The sequence below is a fragment of the Apibacter sp. B3919 genome, from assembly GCF_026537405.1.
Classification (GTDB): domain Bacteria; phylum Bacteroidota; class Bacteroidia; order Flavobacteriales; family Weeksellaceae; genus Apibacter.
The window spans coordinates 601,972-626,008 of record NZ_JAFNMG010000002.1; the positions used below are offsets into that span (position 1 = coordinate 601,972).

General features: G+C 30.5%; 18 protein-coding genes and 1 riboswitch. Of the genes, 11 read left to right on the forward strand and 7 right to left on the reverse strand.

All coding sequences use genetic code 11. The features are described from left to right. Positions 1–94: 94 nt before the first annotated feature. Entirely contained in the window at positions 95–2,026 is a 1,932-nt protein-coding gene (locus tag J3U20_RS05955) for a site-specific recombinase (RefSeq protein WP_160542030.1), read from the forward strand. A 59-nt stretch (positions 2,027–2,085) separates the two neighbouring features. Here J3U20_RS05955 and J3U20_RS05960 read toward each other — a convergent pair whose 3' ends face one another. From J3U20_RS05960 to ribA, 3 genes are all read right to left on the reverse strand, one after another. Then, a complete protein-coding gene (locus J3U20_RS05960) occupies positions 2,086–3,642 on the reverse strand; it encodes a S8 family serine peptidase (protein WP_160542031.1) in 1,557 nt (518 codons plus the stop codon). Between the two features lie 19 nt (positions 3,643–3,661). Continuing rightward, the gene (pepT, locus tag J3U20_RS05965; protein ID WP_160542032.1) at positions 3,662–4,909 is read right to left on the reverse strand and encodes a peptidase T; all 1,248 of its coding nucleotides are present in this window, start codon (positions 4,907–4,909) and stop codon (positions 3,662–3,664) included. 266 nt (positions 4,910–5,175) lie between these two features. After that, complete coding sequence (ribA, locus tag J3U20_RS05970; RefSeq protein WP_160542033.1) at positions 5,176–5,766, reverse strand: GTP cyclohydrolase II; 591 nt, start codon at positions 5,764–5,766, stop codon at positions 5,176–5,178. A 157-nt stretch (positions 5,767–5,923) separates the two neighbouring features. On the opposite strand from ribA, the gene J3U20_RS05975 reads away from it, so the two are divergent. The 9 genes from J3U20_RS05975 (at position 5,924) to J3U20_RS06015 (ending at position 16,702) form a co-directional block, all read left to right on the forward strand. Then, positions 5,924–7,102: a sigma-54-dependent transcriptional regulator gene (locus J3U20_RS05975; protein WP_160542034.1), complete on the forward strand. Its 1,179-nt coding sequence runs from the start codon at positions 5,924–5,926 to the stop codon at positions 7,100–7,102. A gap of 498 nt (positions 7,103–7,600) precedes the next feature. Beyond that, complete coding sequence (guaA, locus tag J3U20_RS05980) at positions 7,601–9,133, forward strand: glutamine-hydrolyzing GMP synthase (RefSeq protein WP_160542035.1); 1,533 nt, start codon at positions 7,601–7,603, stop codon at positions 9,131–9,133. Positions 9,134–9,289: 156 nt separating this feature from the next. Then, a complete protein-coding gene (locus tag J3U20_RS05985; RefSeq protein WP_160542036.1) occupies positions 9,290–9,943 on the forward strand; it encodes a DUF2461 domain-containing protein in 654 nt (217 codons plus the stop codon). Between the two features lie 40 nt (positions 9,944–9,983). Then, on the forward strand, positions 9,984–10,688 hold the full coding sequence (locus J3U20_RS05990) for a VIT1/CCC1 transporter family protein (protein ID WP_160542037.1): 705 nt from the start codon (positions 9,984–9,986) through the stop codon (positions 10,686–10,688). A gap of 270 nt (positions 10,689–10,958) precedes the next feature. Beyond that, positions 10,959–12,188 carry an ABC transporter permease gene (locus tag J3U20_RS05995; protein WP_160542075.1) on the forward strand — a complete coding sequence of 410 codons (1,230 nt, stop codon included), beginning with the start codon at positions 10,959–10,961 and terminating at the stop codon, positions 12,186–12,188. A 2-nt stretch (positions 12,189–12,190) separates the two neighbouring features. Further along, entirely contained in the window at positions 12,191–13,297 is a 1,107-nt protein-coding gene (locus tag J3U20_RS06000) for a DUF3810 family protein (RefSeq protein WP_160542038.1), read from the forward strand. A 286-nt stretch (positions 13,298–13,583) separates the two neighbouring features. After that, positions 13,584–15,191 carry an Ig-like domain-containing protein gene (locus J3U20_RS06005; RefSeq protein ID WP_160542039.1) on the forward strand — a complete coding sequence of 536 codons (1,608 nt, stop codon included), beginning with the start codon at positions 13,584–13,586 and terminating at the stop codon, positions 15,189–15,191. 43 nt (positions 15,192–15,234) lie between these two features. Then, on the forward strand, positions 15,235–15,681 hold the full coding sequence (locus tag J3U20_RS06010) for a heme-binding domain-containing protein (RefSeq protein WP_160542040.1): 447 nt from the start codon (positions 15,235–15,237) through the stop codon (positions 15,679–15,681). Positions 15,682–15,781: 100 nt separating this feature from the next. Next, complete coding sequence (locus tag J3U20_RS06015; RefSeq protein ID WP_160542041.1) at positions 15,782–16,702, forward strand: S66 peptidase family protein; 921 nt, start codon at positions 15,782–15,784, stop codon at positions 16,700–16,702. A 168-nt stretch (positions 16,703–16,870) separates the two neighbouring features. Here J3U20_RS06015 and J3U20_RS06020 read toward each other — a convergent pair whose 3' ends face one another. Continuing rightward, a complete protein-coding gene (locus J3U20_RS06020) occupies positions 16,871–17,329 on the reverse strand; it encodes a GtrA family protein (RefSeq protein WP_255410613.1) in 459 nt (152 codons plus the stop codon). Between the two features lie 99 nt (positions 17,330–17,428). Between J3U20_RS06020 and J3U20_RS06025 the strand changes: the two genes are divergently transcribed. Further along, the gene (locus J3U20_RS06025; RefSeq protein WP_160542042.1) at positions 17,429–18,517 is read left to right on the forward strand and encodes an agmatine deiminase family protein; all 1,089 of its coding nucleotides are present in this window, start codon (positions 17,429–17,431) and stop codon (positions 18,515–18,517) included. 256 nt (positions 18,518–18,773) lie between these two features. Here J3U20_RS06025 and J3U20_RS06030 read toward each other — a convergent pair whose 3' ends face one another. The 3 genes from J3U20_RS06030 to J3U20_RS06040 all read right to left on the reverse strand — a co-directional run bounded on the left by J3U20_RS06030 (position 18,774) and on the right by J3U20_RS06040 (position 23,623). Continuing rightward, a complete protein-coding gene (locus tag J3U20_RS06030) occupies positions 18,774–20,168 on the reverse strand; it encodes an NADH-quinone oxidoreductase subunit N (protein WP_160542043.1) in 1,395 nt (464 codons plus the stop codon). A 345-nt stretch (positions 20,169–20,513) separates the two neighbouring features. Further along, positions 20,514–21,644 carry a YncE family protein gene (locus J3U20_RS06035; protein WP_160542044.1) on the reverse strand — a complete coding sequence of 377 codons (1,131 nt, stop codon included), beginning with the start codon at positions 21,642–21,644 and terminating at the stop codon, positions 20,514–20,516. After that, entirely contained in the window at positions 21,641–23,623 is a 1,983-nt protein-coding gene (locus J3U20_RS06040; protein WP_221410872.1) for a TonB-dependent receptor, read from the reverse strand. Before J3U20_RS06040 ends, J3U20_RS06035 begins: the two co-directional genes overlap by 4 nt. A 166-nt stretch (positions 23,624–23,789) precedes the next feature. Next, positions 23,790–23,989, reverse strand: a riboswitch (cobalamin riboswitch). Positions 23,990–24,037: the final 48 nt, after the last annotated feature.

Here is a 24,037-nt window from a genome sequence, read left to right on the forward strand (position 1 = left end):
TAATTAATTTATGACGATATGCACTTGTTCATAAAGTTTACTGATAAAAATACAATATATAAAATGAGATATTAAAGTTAGTTGGAAGATAAAGATGGAAGAAAAATTAATTAAGATTTTAAATAATAGAGAAGAGCGTAATTTTTTACTGAGTTTACTAAAATACGGTAGAAAAAATTTTGATAATTCTATTGATTTTATAGACTATATTACCAACTTATTACATACTAATGATTCCATAAAAGAAAAATTTATCGGGCGTCTTATTCCTTTATTCAGGAATATATACATGCAGAAATTTTTAACGGATTTTGGAATATTTACTAATGATAAACTGATATCATTATTTTTCAGACAAATAGGTAATAAAATTTTACCTCAAATTTCTGATGACCAAACGCTGCTCTCATTAGCTAATGAAGTTCTTTATTCTAATGTAAACCATAATTTCATGAAATTGATTCCGCTGGACCGATGGGAAAAATTTTATGAAGTTTTATTTAACGATGATGTAATTATTTGTAATAGGGGATATGTAATTAAACAAATCAGAGAAGGAGCACTCATATTAATTGACAGGGTTATAGGAGGAGCTGCGGATACTGAAGTTTTTAAAATGAGTTACATAAGAAATATTGAAGAAAACCCATTTCAAAAATTAACCAGCAGTCTTATAAAGATATTACAAGATCATGAAATTATAAATCAAGAAAAAATAGATACTTTATCCGATCAAATCAAATTATGTAAAATTTACTTAGATAATATCATTGATCAAAAAGAAAGTAAAGGTATATCTTTACCGATTACGATTAAAGTAACTTGTTTAAGACAACAATTGGATCGTATACTTATACTTTTAAATGCTCTCTATCTACTGGATAATAAATCTTTATCCCTTGCAATGGCTAACATTACTAAAAAATTATTGGGTATATACTCAACAAAAAGTAGTGTTACGAACTCATTTCAAAGTACACTTTATGTAGTCGCTTCTTTAGTTACATGGCACAATAGACAAGCGGGTAAAAAATACATAACCAATACATCAAAAGAATACATCCAAATGCTTTATTCTGCAATGGGAGGAGGTTTTTTGGTGGCTATCTTGTGTTTTATAAAAGCTCAAATAGGTATGCGTACTTATACGCCTTTTATCCAAGCCTTATTGTACAGTCTAAATTATTCCTGGGGATTTGTTTCTATATACTTAATTCATTGGGCCTTAGCAACCAAACAACCCGCCATGACAGCGGCTACATTGGCTCATGCTTTAAATCAAGATGAAAAATCTGCCAATGATTATACAGAGTTCGGATTGTTATTTTCAAGAATATTCAGAAGCCAATTTATCGCTTTTATAGGTAATGTTTTTGCAGCTTTTATTGTTGGCGTAGGTTTATATTACTTTTTGTCGTATTTTACAGGAATTCAGTTATTGAACTTGCATAAAGCAACCGATTTTAGAGATGAAGTAGTTCACCTTGATTTTAGAATTTTTTGGTTTGCTTCCATTGCCGGACTATTTTTGTTTATATCCGGCTTAATATCAGGAATCACAGAAAATTATACCCGTTATCACAATATACCGGAAAGGCTTTATAATCATCCTTTACTAAAACGTTTTGTCAAAGAAAAAAGAAGAAGGAGCTGGGCCAATTGGTATAATAAAAAAATAGGAGGTATTTCGGGAAATGTTTTTTTAGGTTTTTGTTTGGGCAGCGCATTTCTGATCGGTAACTTTTTAGGCGTACCTTTCGATATTCGCCATATTACATTTTCAGGAGGTAATTATGCAATGGCCTTATCATTTTTTAACTTTGATATTTCATGCGGAGACTTTATTTTAGGATTTGTAGGAATTTTCGGGATAGGATTATTTAACTTTCTGGTAAGCTTTTCGTTATCATTATGGGTTGCTATGAAATCCGTTAATGTGCCGACTAAAGAAATGGGAAAAATACTTTATTCTGCATTAAAATTATTTATAAAAAATCCGGCTCGTTTTTTCTTGCCGATAGAATAAAAAAACAACTTTCAGTGATTTTCCGAAAGTTGTTTTTAAATCCATTATCTCTTAGGATTTTATTTTATAATACTTATTTTCTTGGAAATTTTTTTACCGTCATCTAATTGAAAATGTATAAAATATATTCCCGGTTGTGAAATATAAAAGCTATCACTAGTCAATCCGTTAATCGTTTTAGATTGAATAATCTGTCCCAAATTAGTAAAAATGGTAATTTGTGTAGTATTTGAAGGAAAATCACAAGTAAATTTATATTTAGCCGGATTGGGATATATTTTTACGCTTTTTTTATTTAAATCATTATTTTCATCGATAATTTTTTCAGAAAGAGCACGATAAGCATTGATTCTTCCATATCCGTAATACTTATCCCAACCAGGGGTATCCTCTAAAGGATTGCCCATTTGATCGTCAGCTGTTTTTTCAATAATAGCTTTAATATCGGCGGGAGTTCTTCGTGAATCTTGAGCCAAAAGTAGAGAAGCTAATCCCACAACATGAGGAGTAGCCTGTGAAGTGCCACTTAAGCAATTATTTAGATTAAATATTGAATTATCATATATACTGCAAATAACATCTCCGGGAGCTACTACAGAAATATGATTTCCATAATTACTTCCGGAATTTAATGTGCGAAAAAATGGATTAGAACGATTAGATTCAGCATTTATAGATCCAACCGCAATAACACCGGGATAGGCTGCGGGATAATTCTCCTGAATGCTATTTTCATTTCCCATAGCTGCTACTACGACCACATTATTTTTTATGGCTTTTTCAATTGCCGTACTCATTAATTGGGAATAATTTCTACTTCCCAATGACAAATTAATTACTCTTGCGCCATTATCAACGGCGTAATGTATTGCATTGGAAATAGCAGTTGTATACCCGGAACCGTCGTTATCCAAAGTTTTTAGAATCATAAGCTTACAATTCCAATCAATTCCGGCAAACCCCATACCATCATTAGCATTTGCTGCGATAATACCTGCTATATTGGTTGCATGGTCATTGGTGGAAGATAAGTCGTTTGGGTTTTGATTCTCGATAAAATTTTTACCTATATTATACCAGAATCGGTTTTTAAGTTCCGGATGATTTACATTTAATCCTGTATCAATTATTGCCACAATTATAGAATCGCTCCCTTTTTCAATTTCCCATGCTTTTTCCATATTTATATCCACTCCTATTTTGGAAGGATAATTATTTATAGCGGTTGAAATCGATCCGTCATTATGTAATCCCCATTGATATTTATAATACGGATCATTTGGGTGAACAGTTGCAGATTGAACTTGAGTAGTATAAATATAGTCCGGTTCGGCGTATTCAATTTCTCCGGTTTTATAATATTCTTCAATAATTTTTTTTAAATCAGAATGTTCCGGAAATTCTACGGTGTAAATGGTATTATGATCTTTTTCGCTCAGTACAATTTTCTCTGCTTTACTCGACGAAAATAATCTATTTATGCCGGATACTTTATTCGCGCGATTCAATTCTCCATGAGAACTATCTTTCAGCTTAACAATAATTTTGTTACCTGTTTGAGCATTTATAAAAAGTAGAGAAAAAAGGTAAAAAAGAACAGCATATTTTTTTTTCATACGGAGTGAATTTTAATTTTTACTTTATATTTTGAGAAATCTCTATTATTACTTGAGTTGCTTTAAGCATAGATTCTAAAGGTACAAATTCATAAGGTCCGTGAAAATTAATACCTCCGGCAAATATATTCGGACAAGGCAATCCCATATAGGAAAGTTTAGAACCATCCGTGCCACCTCTGATTGCTTTAATGTTAGGGGTAACTCCAACCTTTTCCATTGAGGTTTTTGCAATGTCAATGATGTACATTTTATCTTCAATTTTTTCCTTCATATTGAAATATTGATCTTCTATTTCAATCTTAAAAGTTCCCTCGCCGTATTTGGAATTAAGTTTCGTGCTAACATCCTTCATAAAGGCTTTTCTTAATTCATATTTTTTAAAGTCATGATCTCGAATGATATATTGCAATTGAGCTTTTTCCACGTTACCGGTAATTTTTGTCAAATGATAAAATCCTTCATAGCCATCGGTATTTGCCGGTGTTTCATCTGAAGGCATGGCACTTGCAAATTCAACAGCCAGTAAGCCCGCGTTAATCATTTTTCCTTTAGCAGATCCGGGATGAACACTTTTACCGATAATTGATATGACAGCTCCTCCGGCATTAAAATTTTCAAATTCCAGCTCGCCAACTTCACCGCCATCTACAGTATACGCCCATTTAGCACCAAATTTTTTTACATCGAACAAATCGGCACCCTTTCCAACTTCTTCATCGGGAGTAAATCCAATGGCTATTCTTCCATGTTTAATTTCGGGATGCTGTAATAAATATTCCGCAGCGGTTACTATTTCTGCAATTCCGGCTTTATCGTCAGCTCCTAGTAAGGTGGTTCCATCGGTAGTAATCAAAGTTTCTCCCATGTGATCTTTAAGCTCAGGAAATTCAGAAACTTTTAATGTAAAACCGGTGACTTCATTTAAAAGTAAATCATTACCATCATAATTCTTCCAAATTTTAGGTTTTACGTTTTCTCCTGAAAAATCAGGTGAAGTATCATAATGAGATATAAATCCCACGGTTGGTATTTCTTGAGAACTGTTTGAAGGAATAAAACCCATAACATAACCGTTTTCATCAATGGAAACATTTTCCAATCCTATGGATTTTAATTCATTGAAAATGTAGTTGGCTATATTCCATTGTCTTTCAGTACTGGGTATTTTTTCTATACCTGCTTCGCTGGTAGAATGAAAGCTAACATATTTTAAAAAACGATTAAGAAGTTTATCTTCCCATTGTGAGGTTAAATTTGTTGACATTATTTAATAGATAGTGATAATTTCATCAAATTTATAAAAAAATATATTTGTTATTAAAAGATTTAATAAATGATATAGATGAACTCTAAACTTTTTATTGAGTCTAATGGAATTAAATAATTTAATTAGTTACATTTTTAATTAAAATCTTTGGATTTTAATTTGAATGAAAACCCATATTCCCTAAAATTTAGTATAAAATATAAAAAATAATATAAATACTCACGTTGAAAATAATTTTCCTTTAATGGAGTAAATATATTTTTTTAAGAAATATTATTTAGAAAATGACCGAAGAAATCCTTTTTAGTTTTTAAATATTCCAAATTTTCTTTTTCCGGATTAATTTCAAGAGGGATTCTATGGATTAATTTAATCGAACTATCTTTTATAAACGATATCTTTTCCGGATTATTAGTTAATAAATTTACAGATTGGATACCCAAGTCCTCCAAAATTTCCACGGCAATTTTAAAATCTCTTGCATCGGCTGGAAATCCTAATTCAATATTAGCTTCAGCAGTATTGAGACCTTTGTCTTGAAGATTGTATGCTTTAAGTTTGTTAATAATTCCGATATTTCTACCTTCCTGTCTTAAATAAAGGAGAACCCCTCCATTTTCATGGATATATTTCATGGCCGCATCTAATTGCTTTCCACAATCACATCGTTTCGAATGAAATAAGTCCCCTGTAATGCATTCAGAATGTATACGAATATTTACGGTTTTGCTTAAATCCGTATTTTTACTGATCATTGCCAGATGAGGCATCCAATCGTTTTCATTTTCCGAATATGCTATTATTTCGAATTCTCCCCATTCGGTGGGTAAATTAGCTTCCGCTTGTCTTTTCATCTTCATTATTTACAAATAGCAAAATTAATACAATTATTGATATGTGAAATTGGCAGTATTCATTAACTTTATTTAGGATAAATCTAAATGAGTAACTATATAGCAATCAATTTTTAACCTAAAAGCAGTATCTTTGTATGTACAAATAAATTAATTTATGACAAAAATTTTAATTGTTGAAGATGAGGAAACTATACGAAGAGTTTTAAAAAACATACTGCTTGATGAAAATAAAAAATTTGAGATTGATGAAGCTAAAGATGGATTGGAAGCTAAGCAATTAATTGACAAGAATGAATATGACCTCGTAATTTGTGATATCAAAATGCCAAAGATGGACGGTGAGGAATTATTATGTCAGGTCATGAAAGAAAAACCTTTATTGCCCTTTATTATGATTTCGGGACACGGTACTATTGAAATTGCAGTTGATTGTATTAAAAAAGGGGCTTTTGATTATATTTCCAAACCCCCGGATTTAGGCAGGTTATTAAGTGCAGTAAGAAACGCATTGGATAAGAAAAATTTGATCACTGAAAACCAAAAGCTATTTTCTCAGAATAAAATACTAAAGAAGAAAGTAAGCAAGAAGTATGAAATGATCGGAAATTCTAAAAAGCTAAACGAAATTAAAGAAATAATTGATAAAATAGCTGCAAAAGATGCCAAGGTATTAATTACCGGTCCCAATGGTACAGGTAAAGAATTGGTAGCTCATTCCATACATGAAAAAAGTGATCGAGCCGCAATGACCATCGTCGAAGTAAATTGCGCTGCTATCCCTTCTGAATTAATTGAAAGCGAGCTTTTCGGTCATATGAAAGGATCTTTTACGGGAGCAGTAAAAGATAAGCAAGGTAAATTTGAATTAGCTGACAAAGGAACCCTGTTTTTGGATGAAATAGGTGATATGAGTTTATCAGCTCAGGCAAAAGTTTTAAGAGCTTTACAAGAGGGAAAAGTTAGCAGAGTCGGTAGTGATAATGAAATTTCTGTAGATGTACGTGTAATTGCTGCAACGAACAAAAATTTAAAAGAAGAAATTAAACAAGGAAGATTCAGAGAAGATTTATATCATAGATTGTCTGTTATTGAACTAAAAGTTCCGGCATTGAAAGACAGAATTGAAGACATCCCTCTGTTAATTGAACATTTTTCAGGAATTATTGCAGAAGAACAGGGTTCTAAAGTTAAAAAGTTTGATAAAGAAGCTATTGAATTATTAAAAACTTTTGAATGGACCGGAAATATCCGAGAATTAAGGAATGTTGTGGAGAGATTAATTATTTTGGGAGGAGATACAATCACTAAACAAGATGTTATAAATTTTTGTTAATACTAATCAAGCTAAAAAGACTTTTATTTTATAAAATCTATAATTTTATTTTCTTTTACTAATTTTAAATTGTATAATATAAATTAAAATATATTTATATAAATATATTTAATATGGCTAAATATTGAATTATTTATGTTATTTTAAATAATTATTTGGTTTTAATTAATTGTAGTCAATAGTGCTATAAATTAAGTGCATTTTACCATAATTTAACATATATTTATTATATGGAGTAAATATGTTATAAAGCCGTAAATGCTGAATGTAGAGATCTATTATAAATTTTTTAAATTTGCAAAATTTTAAAAACAAAACTCTGTTTAATTTAAAATTCAGCCGGAACTCATTTTGAAGTATTTAAACCAATGATTCAAAAATATATACATTAAAATCAGTTTAGTAAAAACTGATTTTAAGTACACACATACCTATCATAAGGTTTTTATTTTAATAAAGTTCATCGGTGGCATTAAAAATATATTTATACGATACTTAATGAAAAATGGAATTATCATTTTGGATTTCGGTTCCCAATATAATCAATTGATTGGACGTCGAATCCGCGAATTTGGTGTATACTCTGAAATTTTACCCTACTATACTCCATTAGAAGAAATATTATCACACCGGCCTAAAGGAATTATACTTTCCGGAGGTCCTTCGTCTGTTAATTCAAAGGATGCTCATCTGGTTGAAAAGGAACTATACGAGCAAAATATACCGGTTTTGGGAATTTGCTACGGTATGCAGGTTACGGCTAAAATTTTAGGAGGCGAAGTATCGGAAGGAATAAAAGGAGAGTATGGGAAGTCTGATTTTAAAATTGTTAAGAATACTCCGTTACTGACTAATTTACCTGAAAACTCTACAGTATGGATGAGTCATTTTGATGAAGTAACTAAATTACCCGAGGGTTTTGAACTTATTGGAACATCCACTAATTCTATAGCATGTATTGCTCATGAAAATAAAAAAATATATGCTGTTCAATTTCATCCTGAGGTTTCCCACAGTGACTATGGAGAGCAAATATTAAGAAATTTTGTTTTTGATATTTGTCAATGCAGTAAAAACTGGGAGATTTCTGATTTTATAGAAACAGAAGTCAGAAAGATCAGAGAGAAAGTTGGCAGCAAAAAAGTAATGCTCGGACTTTCCGGAGGGGTAGATTCTTCTGTTGCAGCTGTTTTAATACATAAAGCCATAGGAAATCAGCTTACCTGTATTTTTGTAGATACGGGCTTATTGCGTAAAAATGAAGGAGACAAGGTGATGAAAGTGTACGGAGAGCATTTTCATATGAATATAAAAAGAGTAAATGCAGAAGAAAGGTTTTTCTTTAAACTTAAAGGTGTAGATGAGCCGGAAAGAAAAAGAAAAATTATAGGCAATGAATTTATACGAGTTTTTGAAGAAGAAGCTTTTAAAATGGAAAATATAGATTTCCTTGCTCAAGGAACTATATATCCCGATGTAATAGAATCCAAATCTATAAAAGGACCTTCAGCAGTAATCAAATCACATCATAATGTAGGCGGTCTACCCGATGAGCTTAATCTCCAATTATTAGAACCATTGCGAGAATTATTTAAAGATGAAGTTAGAAAAGTGGGTATTGAATTAGGCATTCCAAAAGAATTGGTATACCGTCATCCATTTCCCGGACCCGGTTTGGGAATACGTGTGATAGGTGAAGTTGATGAAGAAAAAGTAAAAATTTTACAGGAAGCAGATGATATATTTATAGAGGAATTAAATAAACACGATTTATATGATAAAGTAAGTCAGGCATTTGTAGTTCTTTTGCCCGTGAAATCGGTTGGAGTTATGGGAGATGAAAGAACTTATGAATATACAGCAGTGATACGCTCAGCCAATACTGTAGACTTTATGACGGCTACTTGGTCAAAATTCCCTTACGAATTTTTAGAATTGGTTTCTAATCGTATTATCAATGAAGTTAAAGGTATAAATCGCGTGGCCTATGATATTTCTTCTAAACCACCGGCTACTATTGAATGGGAATAATAAAATAATATATAAAAAAACGTCCTGAATTAATTTAATTCAGGACGTTTTTTATTTTAACATTTCATGCATAAACGACAAGATAACTAAATGTTCATATTTTTATAATTAAATATAATGTTTATTGATATATTTGTATATAGTAAATAAAATGGCATGTTGCATAAAGAATCTATAAATTTTCTATCAGAATTAACTAAAAATAATAATAGAGAATGGTTTGCTGAAAATAAAGATTGGTATGAAAATTCACGTAAAGATTTTGAGCAATTAGTGACTGAGTTGCTTCAATCAATTTCTCAATTTGATATCCAAACTAGATATTTAAACCCTAAAAAATGTATATTCAGGATTTATAGAGATATACGATTTTCAAAAGACAAAACTCCATATAAAACTCATTTTGGAGCGGTATTCAATGAAAAAAAAGGATCAGGATTTTATATACACATACAACCGAATAATAATTTTCTAAGTTGCGGATTTTATGACTTAACTCCAAAACAAGTAAAGAATGTTCGAAAAGGTATTGAAGAAAATTTTGAAGAATTTAAATCGATTCTATCTGAAAGAAAATTCAAAAAAGAAATAGGCGATTTATCCAGAGATTCCGATGTTTTAAAAAGAGTACCTGCAGGATTTGATATTGAAAGCCCGGCAGTTGAATATTTGAAGTTAAAACGATTTTATGTAATCAAACCCTTCGCCCAAGAAAAATTATTTTCTAATAGCTTTATAGAATATACTACGAATCTATATAAAATTATGCATCCGATTTATGAATTTTTAGAAGAATTCGCACACGAATAAATCTAATAAAGGTATAATGATTGATGATTAATTCATTATGATGGAAAAAAAATCTTATACCTCAGAAAAACATTATGTTCATAAGATCGGTTGGTTGCGTGCAGCAGTTTTAGGAGCAAATGACGGTATACTTTCTACAACCAGTTTAGTAATAGGAGTTGCAGCAGCTAGTACCAATAGAGAATTTATTATTTTATCTGCCGTATCGGGGATAATTGCCGGAGCCATGTCTATGGCTTCAGGAGAATATGTTTCGGTAAGTTCCCAGGAAGACATTGAAAAATCGGATTTAATCAGAGAGCAAAGAGAGTTAGATGCGACACCTGAGGTTGAATTACAAGAACTAGCTAAAATTTATCAAAAACGGGGATTAGATAAGGAATTATCAATTAAAGTAGCTGAACAACTTACGAATTATAATGCGTTAGCAGCCCATGCAAGGGATGAGTTGGGAATTAATGAAATATCTAAAGCTCGTCCTTTGCAAGCAGCTTTAGCATCCTTATTTTCTTTTTTATCGGGTGGAATTTTACCATTACTTCTTTCGATTTTTGCACCTCTCAATCATATGGTATTAATGCAATATTTGTTTTCAATTATCTTTCTTATTATACTTGGAGCCATATCTGCAAAGACCGGAGGGTATAGCATGCTAAAAGGTATGTTCAAAATTGCTTTTTGGGGTACTCTTTCGATGGGATTAGCAGCCTTCGTTGGGCATCTTTTTGGCGTTCAAGTCGGATAGTATAAATTTTATAAGAATTAATCTGTTAAATTGTTTTTATCTAATAGAATGTTTCTAAAATTAAGTGTATTATCTATATTTTAGTTTAGGTACGATTAAACCTTTAAATCATTAACGATTACAAAAAATACTAACTTAAAATAATATGGAACGATTTAATTTATAGAAAATCTATATACACATAAATTTAAATCCTCGATTATATAACGAAATAGGCTAAAAAAGGTTAAAATAGTAAACAATTAATTATATTTGAAAAAAATTTCCGAGTTGAATTTTACCTGGTTTATATCCAAAAAAATAGCTTTATCAAAAAGTAATAAAAATAATCTTTCGCAAACCATCATTCGTATCGGTCAAACGGCTATTGCAATAGGTATCGTAGTGTCTGTTTTAACTATGGCTATAGGTCTTGGATCTAAAAAAGCCATTAAACAAAAAATGGCCGATTTCAACGGTCATATCACCATTAGAAGTTACGACAGTAACAATTCATTCAACAGTTCCAAACTAAATAGAAAAAATGTACAGCTTGAAAAAATAAAAAATAATCCTGAGGTTTCCAATATTCAAGAATATGCTACCCGAAGCGGCGTAATTAGAACAAATATAAGTTTTGCCGGGGTTATTTTAAAAGGAGTTTCAGAAGATTTTGACCGCAAACGATTTAAAGAGTTCATGATTAAAGGGGAAATTCCCAATTATTCTAAAAATTCGATAAGTAATGAGGTGATTTTGTCCGAAAAAATTGCCAAAGAAATGAAGCTGGATATTGATTCAACCTTTGTCATGTTTTTTGTAAGAGAAAATCAAACACCTATTTACAGACGATTTACGTTGAAGGGGATTTTCAGAACAGACATAAAACAAATTGATGATGTATTTTTGATAGGAGATATACAGCATATCCAAAAATTAAATCATTGGAACGAAGATGATATAGGAGGATATGATATTTTTATAAAAGATATTGAAGATTTAGACACGGTTTTCCCTAAAATTGAAGAATGTGCCGGATTTAATAATTATGCAGAAAAGGCAACAACAACATTTTCACAAATCAATGATTGGATACGTATTTTTGATACCAATATTTTCATAATCATGTCGATTATGATGGTTGTAGTTGTCATAAATATTATCATGGTGCTTCTTATTCTGATTATTGAGCGAACCAATTCAATAGGAATGTTAAAAACGTTGGGAGCATCAAATAAACAAATTAGAAAAATTTTTATAAATTATACTCTTTTCATAATGATTCCGGGATTGTTGGTAGGAAATTGTATTGCTATTGCATTATTATATATTCAAAAGTATTTTGAGGTTATAAAATTGAATCCTGATAATTACTATGTAAGTTCAGTACCGGTTTACATAAATTTCTTTTATATTTTTATTATATCTTTGGTTTCTTTAGTTATTAGCGGAATAGTGTTACTTTTACCTTCTTATTTAATAACTAAAATATCTCCTATAAAAGCTATAAAATTTCAATAAATATGTTAAATAAGAAGAAAATAAAAGTAAGTATAAGCGGTTTATTATCTTCACTTTTGTTGCAATTTTTCATATTTCAAGTTATAAAATTGAGTTTAAATCCGACGGATAGTTGGTATTATCGTTTTGTAATAAAAGTAAAGTTTTTTTTAAATTCAGTATTCGGAAATATTTCAATTTCAATAGGAGATATATTTTATATAATTTTAGCCGTATTTATCTTATCATGTTTGATACAAGCATTCATTTTTTTTATAAAAAAGAAGAAAGAAAAAATAACAGCATGTTTTATAAAGATCTTACTTCTTTTAAACATTTTATACGGATGGTTTATGTTGTCGTTTGGGCTTTTATACAACTATAGAAATTTCTCCCAATATGAAAATTCTCAAGAAAAATTATTTCTAATTGATTATAAAATTGTTGCGGGACATTTGTTAAATGAATGTGTTAAACTAAAGGAAGAAGTTTCCAACAATAAAAAAGGAGAATTTACGGTCAACCGTGAAAAGATGATTCAAATAATTAATCAAGAACAAAGTGCTTTTTATGGTATTCCGAGGCAAAGTGAAAACGTTAAAAAATCAATCTTTAATCCCATTTTAATTAAATTGGGAATACTGGGATATTATAATCCATTTACAGGAGAAGCTCAAGTTGCTAAAGGAATTCCCGATACATCGATCCCCTTTACCATAGCACATGAAATGGGACATCAGGTAGGAGTGGCGAGAGAAGATGAAGCAAACTTTTATTCCTTTTATATGGGAGAATCTTCACCCAATAAAGATTTCCAATATAGTGTTAAATATAAAGCTTTAAATTATCTATTGCGAGAAATCTATGTAAATGATTCTGCATTTGTGCATTTACTTTTAAGAAATTATTCGGAAGGAATGAAATTGGATCGAGAAAAAGAAAAAAAATATTATCTGGGAATGTCAGGGTTAGGATCAGATGTATTTTCTTATATGAATAATGTATACCTTAAATCAAATTCGCAAAAAGAAGGAATTATTGCTTATAATCTTGTATCTCAAATGATTGTCAGCTATTACAAAAAACAATATCCCTCCTTGTTTTTAAAAGAAAACCCTTTAGTTCAGTAAAATAAAAATTAAGAGAAGCAATAGTTTATAGTTATATAAATTTTTATCTTCACTAAACTCATAAACTTTGTATATAATCAACCGGTTATAGTTGAATCATATCCGGTTCATCCCTTTACTTTATTGACTGGTCATACATCAGATTATCCTGATTTATTGAATCAATAAAATCAGGTATTTTCAAGTATAAAACAAAAATTTACATCGATGAAGATAAATTAAGAATTAAATACTTGACAATGGGACACAATAAGTATATTTGTAAACACTATACTAAACTTTGTATATGTATAAAATAATTAAAATTCTTGTAGTAAGCAGCCTAATAATTTCATGTGCACGAGTTGGGAGTCCAAGCGGAGGTCCTAAAGATATTACACCTCCTAAATTTTTAGGCTCTAAACCGGATACATTAGCTACAAATGTTAATCCTAATACTAAGGAAATTGTATTAAATTTTGACGAATATGTGATTTTGAGAGACATAGCACAGCAGGTCATCATTTCACCACCTCCCGCAATTACCCCAACCATTTCTCCGGTTGGTACAGCAAGGAAATACGTAACCGTTCGTTTTTATGAACCGTTACTTCCGAATACTACCTATACTATCAATTTTGGATCGAGCATTCAAGATAATAACGAAGGAAATAAATTAAACAATTTTTCCTATACATTTTCTACGGGAAATACAATTGATAGTCTACAAGTTAATGGTACGGTTAGGCAAAGTTTAAAAAAAGAATTGGCAAACCCGACGATCGTATCCTTGTATAAGATTGAAAAAGATAAATCAGGTAAAGATTCCGTAAATTTAAAAAATAAACCCTATTACATTTCAAGAGTAGATTCTGCAGGAAATTTCAAATTAAAACATTTGCATGAAGGAAAGTATAGATTATTGGCATTTAATGATCTAAATTCAAATTTAATTCCTGACACGGATAAAGAAATGGTAGGATTTGCAGCAAAAGATATTAATCCCTTGTATCCGGAAACTTATTCATTAGTATTGTCTCCTGTAAAGCAATCGTACAAATTTTTAAAAGCAGAACAAGAGGGTCAGGGCATAATAAAAGTTAAATTTAAAGGACACCCCGATAAATTAAGTATAACTCCTGTTGATCGTGATTTTCCTTCTTATAAAATAGAACATCAGCCTTTTGCCGACAGTTTATATGTATATTTTAATAATGCAGAATTCAAAAAAACAGAAAAGAAATTTAGAATAAAATTACTTTTAAAATACCTTCAAAAAGTAGATACGCTTAATTTATTATATGATAATACCTTAAAGTCTGAGTTGTCAATTACACCCATCGAAAAAGAAGTTTCACCCACTACCTGTTTTATGTTAAAAGCATCCAATTACATTAATCGGATTGACAAAAACAGAATAGAAGTAAGTAAAAATAATGAACCCATAAATTTTAATACGGAAATAGATTCTTTAAATGCTAAAAATATTGCTATTAAATTTCCTGTAGCTTATGATACGGAATACAAGGTAACCATTAAAGATCAATCATTTAAAGATTTTTTAAATCAAACTAATAAAGATACGTTGTCATATGTTATTAAAACCAAAAAGCAGAATGAATTTGGAAATTTAAGTATCAGATTACAAAATAAGCCTGATTCAAAATTTTTCTTTCAACTGGTAAATGAAAAATACGAAGTGTTGGAAAGTATTTATGGATCGCAAGATACTTTTATATTTCAAAACATGAAACCGGGAAAATATTTGATTCGTATATTGGTAGATCAGAATAATAACGGAATTTGGGATTCGGCAGATCTGGAAAATTTCAAACCGTCAGAACCTACCTATTTATATCCCAATGTTATCGATGTCAGACCCTTATGGGATATTAATGAAGTTTGGATTTTATAAATTCAATATCCATATTTAAACTATAAACGGTAATTGATTACTGATGAAGAAAATATTGCTTTATGGAATTATCATTTTTTTATCTTTCCAATTAATTCAAATAGATAAAGAAAATCCATCGGTTGACAAAAAAATAGACTATAATCAGGTAACACATGCATCTCCGGAAATACAAAAAATTTTAAAAAAAGCCTGCTACGATTGTCATTCCAATGAAGTAAATTATCCATGGTATTCTTCCATTGCTCCTATATCTTGGTTTATTAAAGAACATGTAAATCAAGGAAAAGAATACGTTAATTTTTCAGAATATGGAAAATATAATCGTTATCAGAAAGAACATATTAATTCATCCCTATACCGAGTAATTGAAAATAAAACCATGCCCCTCAACAGTTATCTTTGGATGCACAAAGAGGCAAATTTATCGGAAAAAGATTATATCCTTTTACTCAATTGGTTTCAGACACAATGTAGCATAAAAAATTAAAAATGCATACATTTTGTAGATACCTGTTAGATGGAAAATGTAAAAGGAAAATTAAATCAATCAATAGAACAGGATAGTAATGAGTCTATATCATAATTTTATGAAACCTATTAAAAAAGGAGATACTATTTTAATTGTAGCACCGGCAGGAGCAGTTAAAAAAGAGGACATTCAACCGGCAATTGATTTAATTATTAAACTAGGCTGGAAGTATGAAATAGGTAAAAATACATTCAATCATTATTATTTCGGATATAATTATTCGGGAACAGTAAAAGAAAGGTTGGAAGATTTGCAATGGGCATTAGATCATCCCCATGCTAAGGCTATATGGTTCGCTCGAGGCGGCTACGGAGGAGTGCAACTAGTGGATTTTTTAAAATTGAATAAATTTAAAGAAAACCCTAAATGGTTAATCGGATATTCGGATAATACGGTTTTTCATCAGCATTTTAATAGAAGAGGAATTCCTACTTTACATGCAACCGTTTGTAAATCATTACCGCAAGGACAGTCAAATGAAACCTATACAACCCTTGTGGATGCCTTAGAGAATAGAAAACTTGAATATGAAATAGAAATCACTTCTTTTAATAAAACAGGAAAAGTTGAAGGAATTTTGACAGGAGGCAACCTATCCATTTTATACAGTCTGTTAGGAAGTAGATCCTTAGATCATTGGGAAGATAAAATTATATTTATGGAGGATTGGTATGAGAATTATTATCATATTGATCGAATGCTGATCGGATTGAAAAGAGCGGGAGTACTTAATAAAATTAAAGGATTACTGGTAGGAGCTTTTACGAAAATGGATTCAAAAGATGAAAATAAATTCTATGATGAACCGTTTGATCAAGAAGCCTATAAAATTATTTCTTTACGATTTCAAAAATACAATATTCCCATGGCATTTGGTTTTCCCGGGGGACATATTTTCGATACACGCGCCTTAATGATGGGAGGAAACATAATTCTAGATATACAAAAAGATAAGGTTTTTCTTAGAAATACAATTTAATCAATAGATATAGTTAATAGAAAATAAATATATCAGATCGAATTACGATCTTTTTTTCACTATATAAAGGAAATACCATCTGTAAGCTTAAAACTTACCGCAAGGCATGAAAATCCTAAATACAGTAAATATTATACTGTATTTAGATTATAAGATTATAAATTTTTATTAATTAGAAAATACTATTTTCTTTTTTGCGATATAATTGATTATAGATACTGCGAAAATAGCGGCAGCTTTACAAAATACTATGTCTCCTATAGTATAAAAGTAAAAATTAATGGGTTTGTTAACGAAAAAATGAAAAAACGCAAATGCTCCCCAGCTCATAAACATAGTAATTATAGAAAGGCTAAAAAATAATACAAATTCCTTTCTTCTGGAATGTTTACCTCGTTCAAAAACATAGCGAATGCTAAAAAAATAATTGCTCAAAATACCCGCTCCGGTAGATAAAAGATTGGATAATGGGTAGGCGTTGGACTTGTTTTCAAAAGAAAAAAAATGAGGCAGCATATTAGGCAAGCTTAGTAATTTCATACAAAAAATTTCAATTACGGCACTTAAGGCTCCTGCTAGAAAAAACAAAACTAATTGTTTTTTGTGCTTATTTATGGAAGTGATCACTTAATAGAAATTATTAAAAATTTTTACAAAAATAGATTAATTTTTTTTATTTCTGTAATTTTGGATTAAATAAATAATAATTTAAAACATAGACTGAATATGTCAAGCAAAGATTATATGAAATATACTCCGCAAGAATTTTTAAATAAAACTCCTAAAGAATTAGGATTCTTTTTTCCGGCTGAATTTTATCCTCATAAATCTACTTGGTTATCTTGGCCGCACAAAGAATTATCATGGCCGGGTAAAATTGAAAAAATCTATGCCCCATATGCGCAATTTATAGCAGAGGTATCTAAAGGGGAAGAAGTTAATATAAATGTGGTTAGTGTTGAGATGAAAGACTTTGCCATGAATTATATAGAAAAAACAAATGCTAATTTGGATATGATCAATTTTTATATTCATCCGACTAATGATGCTTGGTGTCGCGACCATGGTCCTGCGTTTGTAATTAATCCCCATTCATTAGAACATAAAAAAGCCATTGTAAATTGGAATTATAATGCCTGGGGTGATAAATATCCTCCCTATGATTTGGATAATGAAATACCTCTTCATATAGCCAAAGAAGAAAGATTACCTGTTTTTAATCCGGGCATAGTGATGGAAGGTGGTTCCGTTGAGTTTAACGGTAAAGGAACGGTACTAACATCTAAGTCATGTCTACTTAATAAAAACAGAAATCCTCATTTAAATCAAAGTCAAATCGAAGAATATCTGAAAAATTATTATGGAGTAAATCAAGTCCTATGGATCGATGAGGGAATTGTTGGCGATGATACAGATGGTCATATAGATGATACCGTACGTTTTATAAATGAAAATACCGTACTTGCTGTGGTAGAAGATAATAAAAATGATGAAAACTATCACATATTACAACAAAATCTAAAACAATTAAAAGCCATGAAACTTCCCGATGGTTCTCCTTTACAAGTTTTAGAATTACCTATGCCCGAACCGGTATATTACGATGGATGTCGTTTACCTGCTTCTTATGCAAATTTTTACATAGCTAATAAATCAGTGATTGTACCAATTTTTAATGGTGAAAATGATAAACGAGCGTTGGATATCATAAAAAAATGTTTTCCGAATAGAAATGTAATAGGAATAGATTCCACTGATATCATTTGGGGATTAGGTAGTTTCCATTGTTTGAGTCAACAGGAACCGGCGATATAATAGCTATCAATTAAAAAAATTGGAATGGATTTTTTAACGATTTAATTTGAACCCAAATTATCTGAAACAAAGAACACTTTGTAATTTACAAATGAAGAGATAAAAAATACTAGTTTCTAACAAATTTAAGTAAATAAAAAAGTCGCAATTATATTGCGACTTTTTTTATTTATATGATATATTATTATACGTATCTCTTTTAAATGATATTGTTGAACTAATCTTATAATGCTCAACATTAAAAACTGTTTATTTCTTAATTAGCCAAAGCTAAACAAGAAAAAACAGGTTCAGGATAAACTCCCAAAAGGATTATTAAAATTACCAATATAACAGCTATAACATTGTAAATAATTGGAGCTTTTTTAGCTTCATTTAATTCTTTATAACCCGGTTTAAAATACATGGCAATGATAAGCTTAAGATAGTATCCAATACTGATTGCAGATCCTATAATAGCTATAATGACTAATATCGGTTGAGTATATAATGCTTGTGAAAACAACGTAAATTTAGCAATGAATCCGGAAGTTAACGGAATACCTGCCATAGATAATAGAGAGATTGTAGTTACCAAAGCTAAGATGGGTTGTTTCTTGGCCAATCCGTTGAAAGCATTTATATCGGTAATACCATTTGAAATTCTTTCGATGTAAATAAGGCTGATAAAAGCACCTATAGTTGAAAGTGAATAAGCTAATAAATAGAATGCTAATGTATAGATAGAATTAGCATCTGTATTAAAATAAATTAGCAATAAATAACCGGCATGCGAAATACTGGAATATGCCAACATTCTTTTAGCATTTTTTTGCAATACACCTACAATATTGGCAGATAGTAATGTTAAAATTGCTGCATAGAAAATTATATATTGCCATTGGTTTAGTTGACCGATAAAAGCTGTTTCAACCAATTTATATAAAGCAACAAAACCTGATATTTTTACCACAGAAGCCATAAAAGCTGTGATTAGGGAAGGAGAGCCTTCGTATACGTCCGGAGCCCAAAAATGAAAAGGAACTATGGATATTTTAAACAATAACCCGACTAACAATAAAATTATTCCGGTTATGTACATAGTAGGGTAGTGAGTCGCTTGTATGCTGTATAAACGTATAGTTTGTAAATCAAAAGATCCGGTTATACCGTATATTAATGCAATTCCGAAAAGTAAAAATCCGGTTGCAAATGCTCCTAATAGGAAATATTTGATGGAAGCTTCATTGGAACGTAAGTCATTCTTATTGCTTCCTGCTAATACATATAAAGGAATTGATAAAATTTCAATACCTAGAAATAAAGTAATTAAATTTTGATAGGAGAAAAGGACTATACCGCCACAAAGTGCAAAAAGCATTAAGCTATATACCTCTGCTTGATGATGATCTATGAGACGAAACGCATATTTTCCTAAGAATACGATTAGCAAAGTGGTCAAAATAGATATTTGAGTAAATATTTTGGCTGTTTGATCAAAAGCAAACATGGACGCATATCGTGTGAAAAAAGGACTATCTCCGTAAAAAGAGACGACCAAAGCGATAAGTAATCCTAAAATTGCAAATGGTTGAGAGTATTTTCCTTGCCCGAAAACACCTGAATATAAACTCAGAATGGCTGCTGCGAAAATAATGATGATGATGCTCATTATATTTTTAGTATTTTTTGTAAAGTTTTGCTGCCAAAGTTACAATTTTTGATTAAACTGTGAAATTAAAAAATGAAAATAGTATCGTATTATAATAACGCCTATATATTTGATAAATTTATGAAATATAATAAGTTGTTTTAAATTTCAGATGCCTTGCCAATTTATAGATTTTATCTTAACATTTAGTAATAGTATTATTTATTAATCCATTTTTCATCAATTTTCCGACAATATTTTTATGCTATATAATAGGTAGGATATTAAGATATAGTACCAAAAAGTAAAAAGATTGTTGAAAAACAATCTTTTTACTTTTTTTAAAGCTATAGTAGTTTAAAAAATTTATTTACTTACTAAGGCAAAATGTCCGGGAGATACGCCGGTTGATTTCCACCATAGTAAGTCGCCATTTTTTGAGAAATAATATATTTTTCCATTGGAAACAAAATCCATAGCATCTCCAATATAAAAGCTGCCATCTTCAGGATCGGTAATTATCCCATATGGAGACATAATTTCAGACTTTGAACCCTCTTTGATTAATTCGGAACTTATCACTTTTTGCGTATCTATATTTATAATACCATAATTATTTATAGTTTTTCCTGAAGAATATTCCGATCCATAAAAATAAAGTTTATCTTTATAAAAAGTGAAGTCAGAAACCGCTAAATTCAGTTTATTAATGACTTGATCAGTCGATGGATCAATAACAGCAACGAAAGGTTTTAAATTAGCATAATCGCCTCTTGAAGTAACCCAAATATGATTATTCTTATCTTTTCGTATTCTATGTAAGTTCTTACCGACTTCGATATCGTTAATTTTTGTAAAACTGTTCATGTCAATTACAGAAACCGTTGTGTCATAATCCGGAGAATAATATCCTCCTGAATTAGCAACATAAAGCTTATTATTTACAATAGTCATTTCTTCCGGATTGCGTCCGACAGTAACTTCATTTACAATGGTGCCGTTAGTAAGATCAACTTTGGCAACATATCCTTGTCCGTTGGGAGTAGAACCGGCATATGAAGACACATACGCATAGTCGCCGTTAAATGTAATGTATCTGCAATTTGGAATAGTTATTTTTCCTATATGCTTGGCTGTTTTAGCTTCCATAATTTCAACATAATTAGAACCGTTGATTACGGCATACATTTTATCTTTATAAATTTTTAAATCATTACCTGTATCGCCCAATCCACCTTGATCAGGGTTGATTTTAGTAAAATAGTTATTAAAAAAATCAGCTGTGTCATAATCAAAATAGGATAGAGAAGAGTTGTTTTGTTGATAATTACCTTCATTCAAAATATATAACCCTTTTTTGGCATCCGGTTGGGATATAATGTTTGAATCATCTTCAGACCATGAATCGTCATTACTACAAGAAACAATGAACCCTGTAATAATTACTAAAATTGGTACTAAAAATTTCCTTGCTACCATAGTTTCTAGTTTTTTCATATGTTTAATTTAATGATGATCGTATAGTTTCTACCCGGCATGGGATAATTGGCTACTATGTCGTAATATTTATTAAAAATATTATTGATTTGTAAGGATGCTTTGCATTTGATATGAGTGAAAAATAATTCTCTTGAAAGTTGTATATCATGAGTATACCCAGCTTTTACATGATTATCAGGATTATTAGAAGGAGAATTGTACCGTTCTCCCGTATACATAAAGCTATAATTTAGATTCCAATCTCTGTAAGCAGCTTCTAGAGTAAGTGTCCCACTATGCCAAGGTATATAAGGAAGTTGATTTTTATAATTTAAAATAGGAGAAGATAAATTTTGTGCATCTTCATACGTATAGGTTATAAAGGTTGAAACTAAAACGTTTTTTATTACTATTGAAGTCTTAGAAGATAAATCTAATCCTTTTATTCGTGCTTTACCAAAATTTAACATGGTCCAACGAAATTGTTGTCCTTTGGGATAAGCTATGATTTTATCTTTGACCGTATTATAATAGGCATCAATAGTAAAATCAAAATGAGTAAAATTACCGGAAGTAAAGTTTTTATTTATACGAATACCTGCATCGAACTGATTAGTATATTCAGGTTTTAAGTTTGAATTTCCAAAATCCGTATAGTATAAATCATTAAATGTTGGCATTCTAAAAATTCTCTTATAAAAACCATGAATGCTAATATCTTTAGAATGTAAAGGTTGGTAATTTAAGAAAACAGCAGGAGTAAATTCATTTCTGTCTGAAGCTGTACCCATACTGTTCGTATGTTTCGTTTTTTCTTGCACAAATGTACCTAAAACACTTGTTTGAATTTTAATTTTATCCCAATGAAAAGCAGTAGCTAAAGCGATCATTTCTGTATTTCTCGAAGGAGAAGAGAAATTTTTTAAATCGGCATTCATTCCGTTATGTTGGTAATCTGCAGATAAAGAAATATCCCAAAAAGAAAATAAAGTAACCAGTTGTGAGGATGAAATATATAGTTCATCTTGCTTATAAGTATTGTTAATACGGTTGGAAAATTTATTTCCCCAAATAGAGTCATTAAAAACTTCTAAATTTTTATAATGGGTAAAATCATGAGCATATTTAGCATTTAATGCTATTCTGTATTTTGTGCTGATTATTTTTTCAAAAGATCCCTGCAAAAAGAAATTACGATCCCATTGTTGAGCAAATTGATACCTTTTATACGAATTCTTTAAAACGGCACCGGGTATTCCTCTGCTTGAATTATAATAATATCCTTTCAGATTCCATTTACCATGAGGTAGGATGCCAAATAAATTTCCTTCTGTTCTAAAAGCACTTATGTTACCATTTTGTCTTACAGCGATAGTATCCCAATTACCTTTCTTTTGTTGAAATTTATATTTTCCATCTGAATTAATATATTCCATAGTAAGAGAAGATGAAATTAATGAGGATAATTTTTGTTCCCATAGGAGGAAGGGGTTAATTAAATGAAATGATCCGGAACGATAGGTGGCACCTATATTAGTTTTTTTTTCACCCGTAAAAACAGGACGTTTGGTAGTTAAATAGATACCTCCGGCAGAGCCGAAATCTTTAGCGGGTTGGAATATTTGACTTTTTTGTCCGTTGTATACTGATATTGATTCTAAATTATCCATGGAAAATTTTCCTAAATCAACCATACCATTTTGAGCATTTCCTATGGCTATTCCATCATAAAATACCCCCACGTGTTCGCTTCCCATTCCTCGAATATTAACTGTTTTCATTCCTCCAACACCTCCATAATCTTTAAGTTGAATTCCTGAAAATAATCGTACGGCATCAGCTACCGAAGAGCTGTTTCGATTTTCTAATTCTTTTCCTTTCAATTCTTGGAAAGGAATTATTCCTTTATCATTTCTTTTTCCCGTTGCCAGTATTTCCTGTAATTCTGTTACAGTAATGCTGTCTTTTTTTTCTTGGGAATAAGATAATGGACTCATCAGGCTTATAAAACAAGCAAATACACTATATTTATGATTGATGTTCATCATCATGGAGTCGAATATCTTAAATTACAGATATAGTAAACTAGTTTCCGGAAAAGTAAACAGGAAAAGTGAATATGAAATGCTTTTAATGTTTCAGCCTTGTTCCACGAAAGCTTGTAAAACTATAGTTAAATTTGGCAGGTATTCTGACTTACTTCATTTTAAGAACCTTCCCAAGAAAGCAACTCCTCAGTGGTATATCTCTTAAAACGTACTAGAAGATTACAGCAGCGGGCCTGTTTCGGATTTTCACCGAATTCCCTTTTAAGATTGCATATTTACCGGTAAATAGCAATCACCAAATTTAGGCAAATATAAATAAATATTTTTAGGGCATCTGTATTGATTATTTGGGTCGTACTAATA

Coding starts and splice junctions, on each gene's coding strand:
- J3U20_RS05955 (WP_160542030.1), top strand. CDS start 95: ATGGAAGAAAAATTAATTAAGATTTTAAATAATAGAGAAGAGCGTAAT.
- J3U20_RS05960 (WP_160542031.1), bottom strand. CDS start 3,642: ATGAAAAAAAAATATGCTGTTCTTTTTTACCTTTTTTCTCTACTTTTT.
- pepT (WP_160542032.1), bottom strand. CDS start 4,909: ATGTCAACAAATTTAACCTCACAATGGGAAGATAAACTTCTTAATCGT.
- ribA (WP_160542033.1), bottom strand. CDS start 5,766: ATGAAAAGACAAGCGGAAGCTAATTTACCCACCGAATGGGGAGAATTC.
- J3U20_RS05975 (WP_160542034.1), top strand. CDS start 5,924: ATGACAAAAATTTTAATTGTTGAAGATGAGGAAACTATACGAAGAGTT.
- guaA (WP_160542035.1), top strand. CDS start 7,601: ATGAAAAATGGAATTATCATTTTGGATTTCGGTTCCCAATATAATCAA.
- J3U20_RS05985 (WP_160542036.1), top strand. CDS start 9,290: ATGTTGCATAAAGAATCTATAAATTTTCTATCAGAATTAACTAAAAAT.
- J3U20_RS05990 (WP_160542037.1), top strand. CDS start 9,984: ATGGAAAAAAAATCTTATACCTCAGAAAAACATTATGTTCATAAGATC.
- J3U20_RS06000 (WP_160542038.1), top strand. CDS start 12,191: ATGTTAAATAAGAAGAAAATAAAAGTAAGTATAAGCGGTTTATTATCT.
- J3U20_RS06005 (WP_160542039.1), top strand. CDS start 13,584: ATGTATAAAATAATTAAAATTCTTGTAGTAAGCAGCCTAATAATTTCA.
- J3U20_RS06010 (WP_160542040.1), top strand. CDS start 15,235: ATGAAGAAAATATTGCTTTATGGAATTATCATTTTTTTATCTTTCCAA.
- J3U20_RS06015 (WP_160542041.1), top strand. CDS start 15,782: ATGAAACCTATTAAAAAAGGAGATACTATTTTAATTGTAGCACCGGCA.
- J3U20_RS06025 (WP_160542042.1), top strand. CDS start 17,429: ATGTCAAGCAAAGATTATATGAAATATACTCCGCAAGAATTTTTAAAT.
- J3U20_RS06030 (WP_160542043.1), bottom strand. CDS start 20,168: ATGAGCATCATCATCATTATTTTCGCAGCAGCCATTCTGAGTTTATAT.
- J3U20_RS06035 (WP_160542044.1), bottom strand. CDS start 21,644: ATGAAAAAACTAGAAACTATGGTAGCAAGGAAATTTTTAGTACCAATT.
- J3U20_RS06040 (WP_221410872.1), bottom strand. CDS start 23,623: ATGAGTCCATTATCTTATTCCCAAGAAAAAAAAGACAGCATTACTGTA.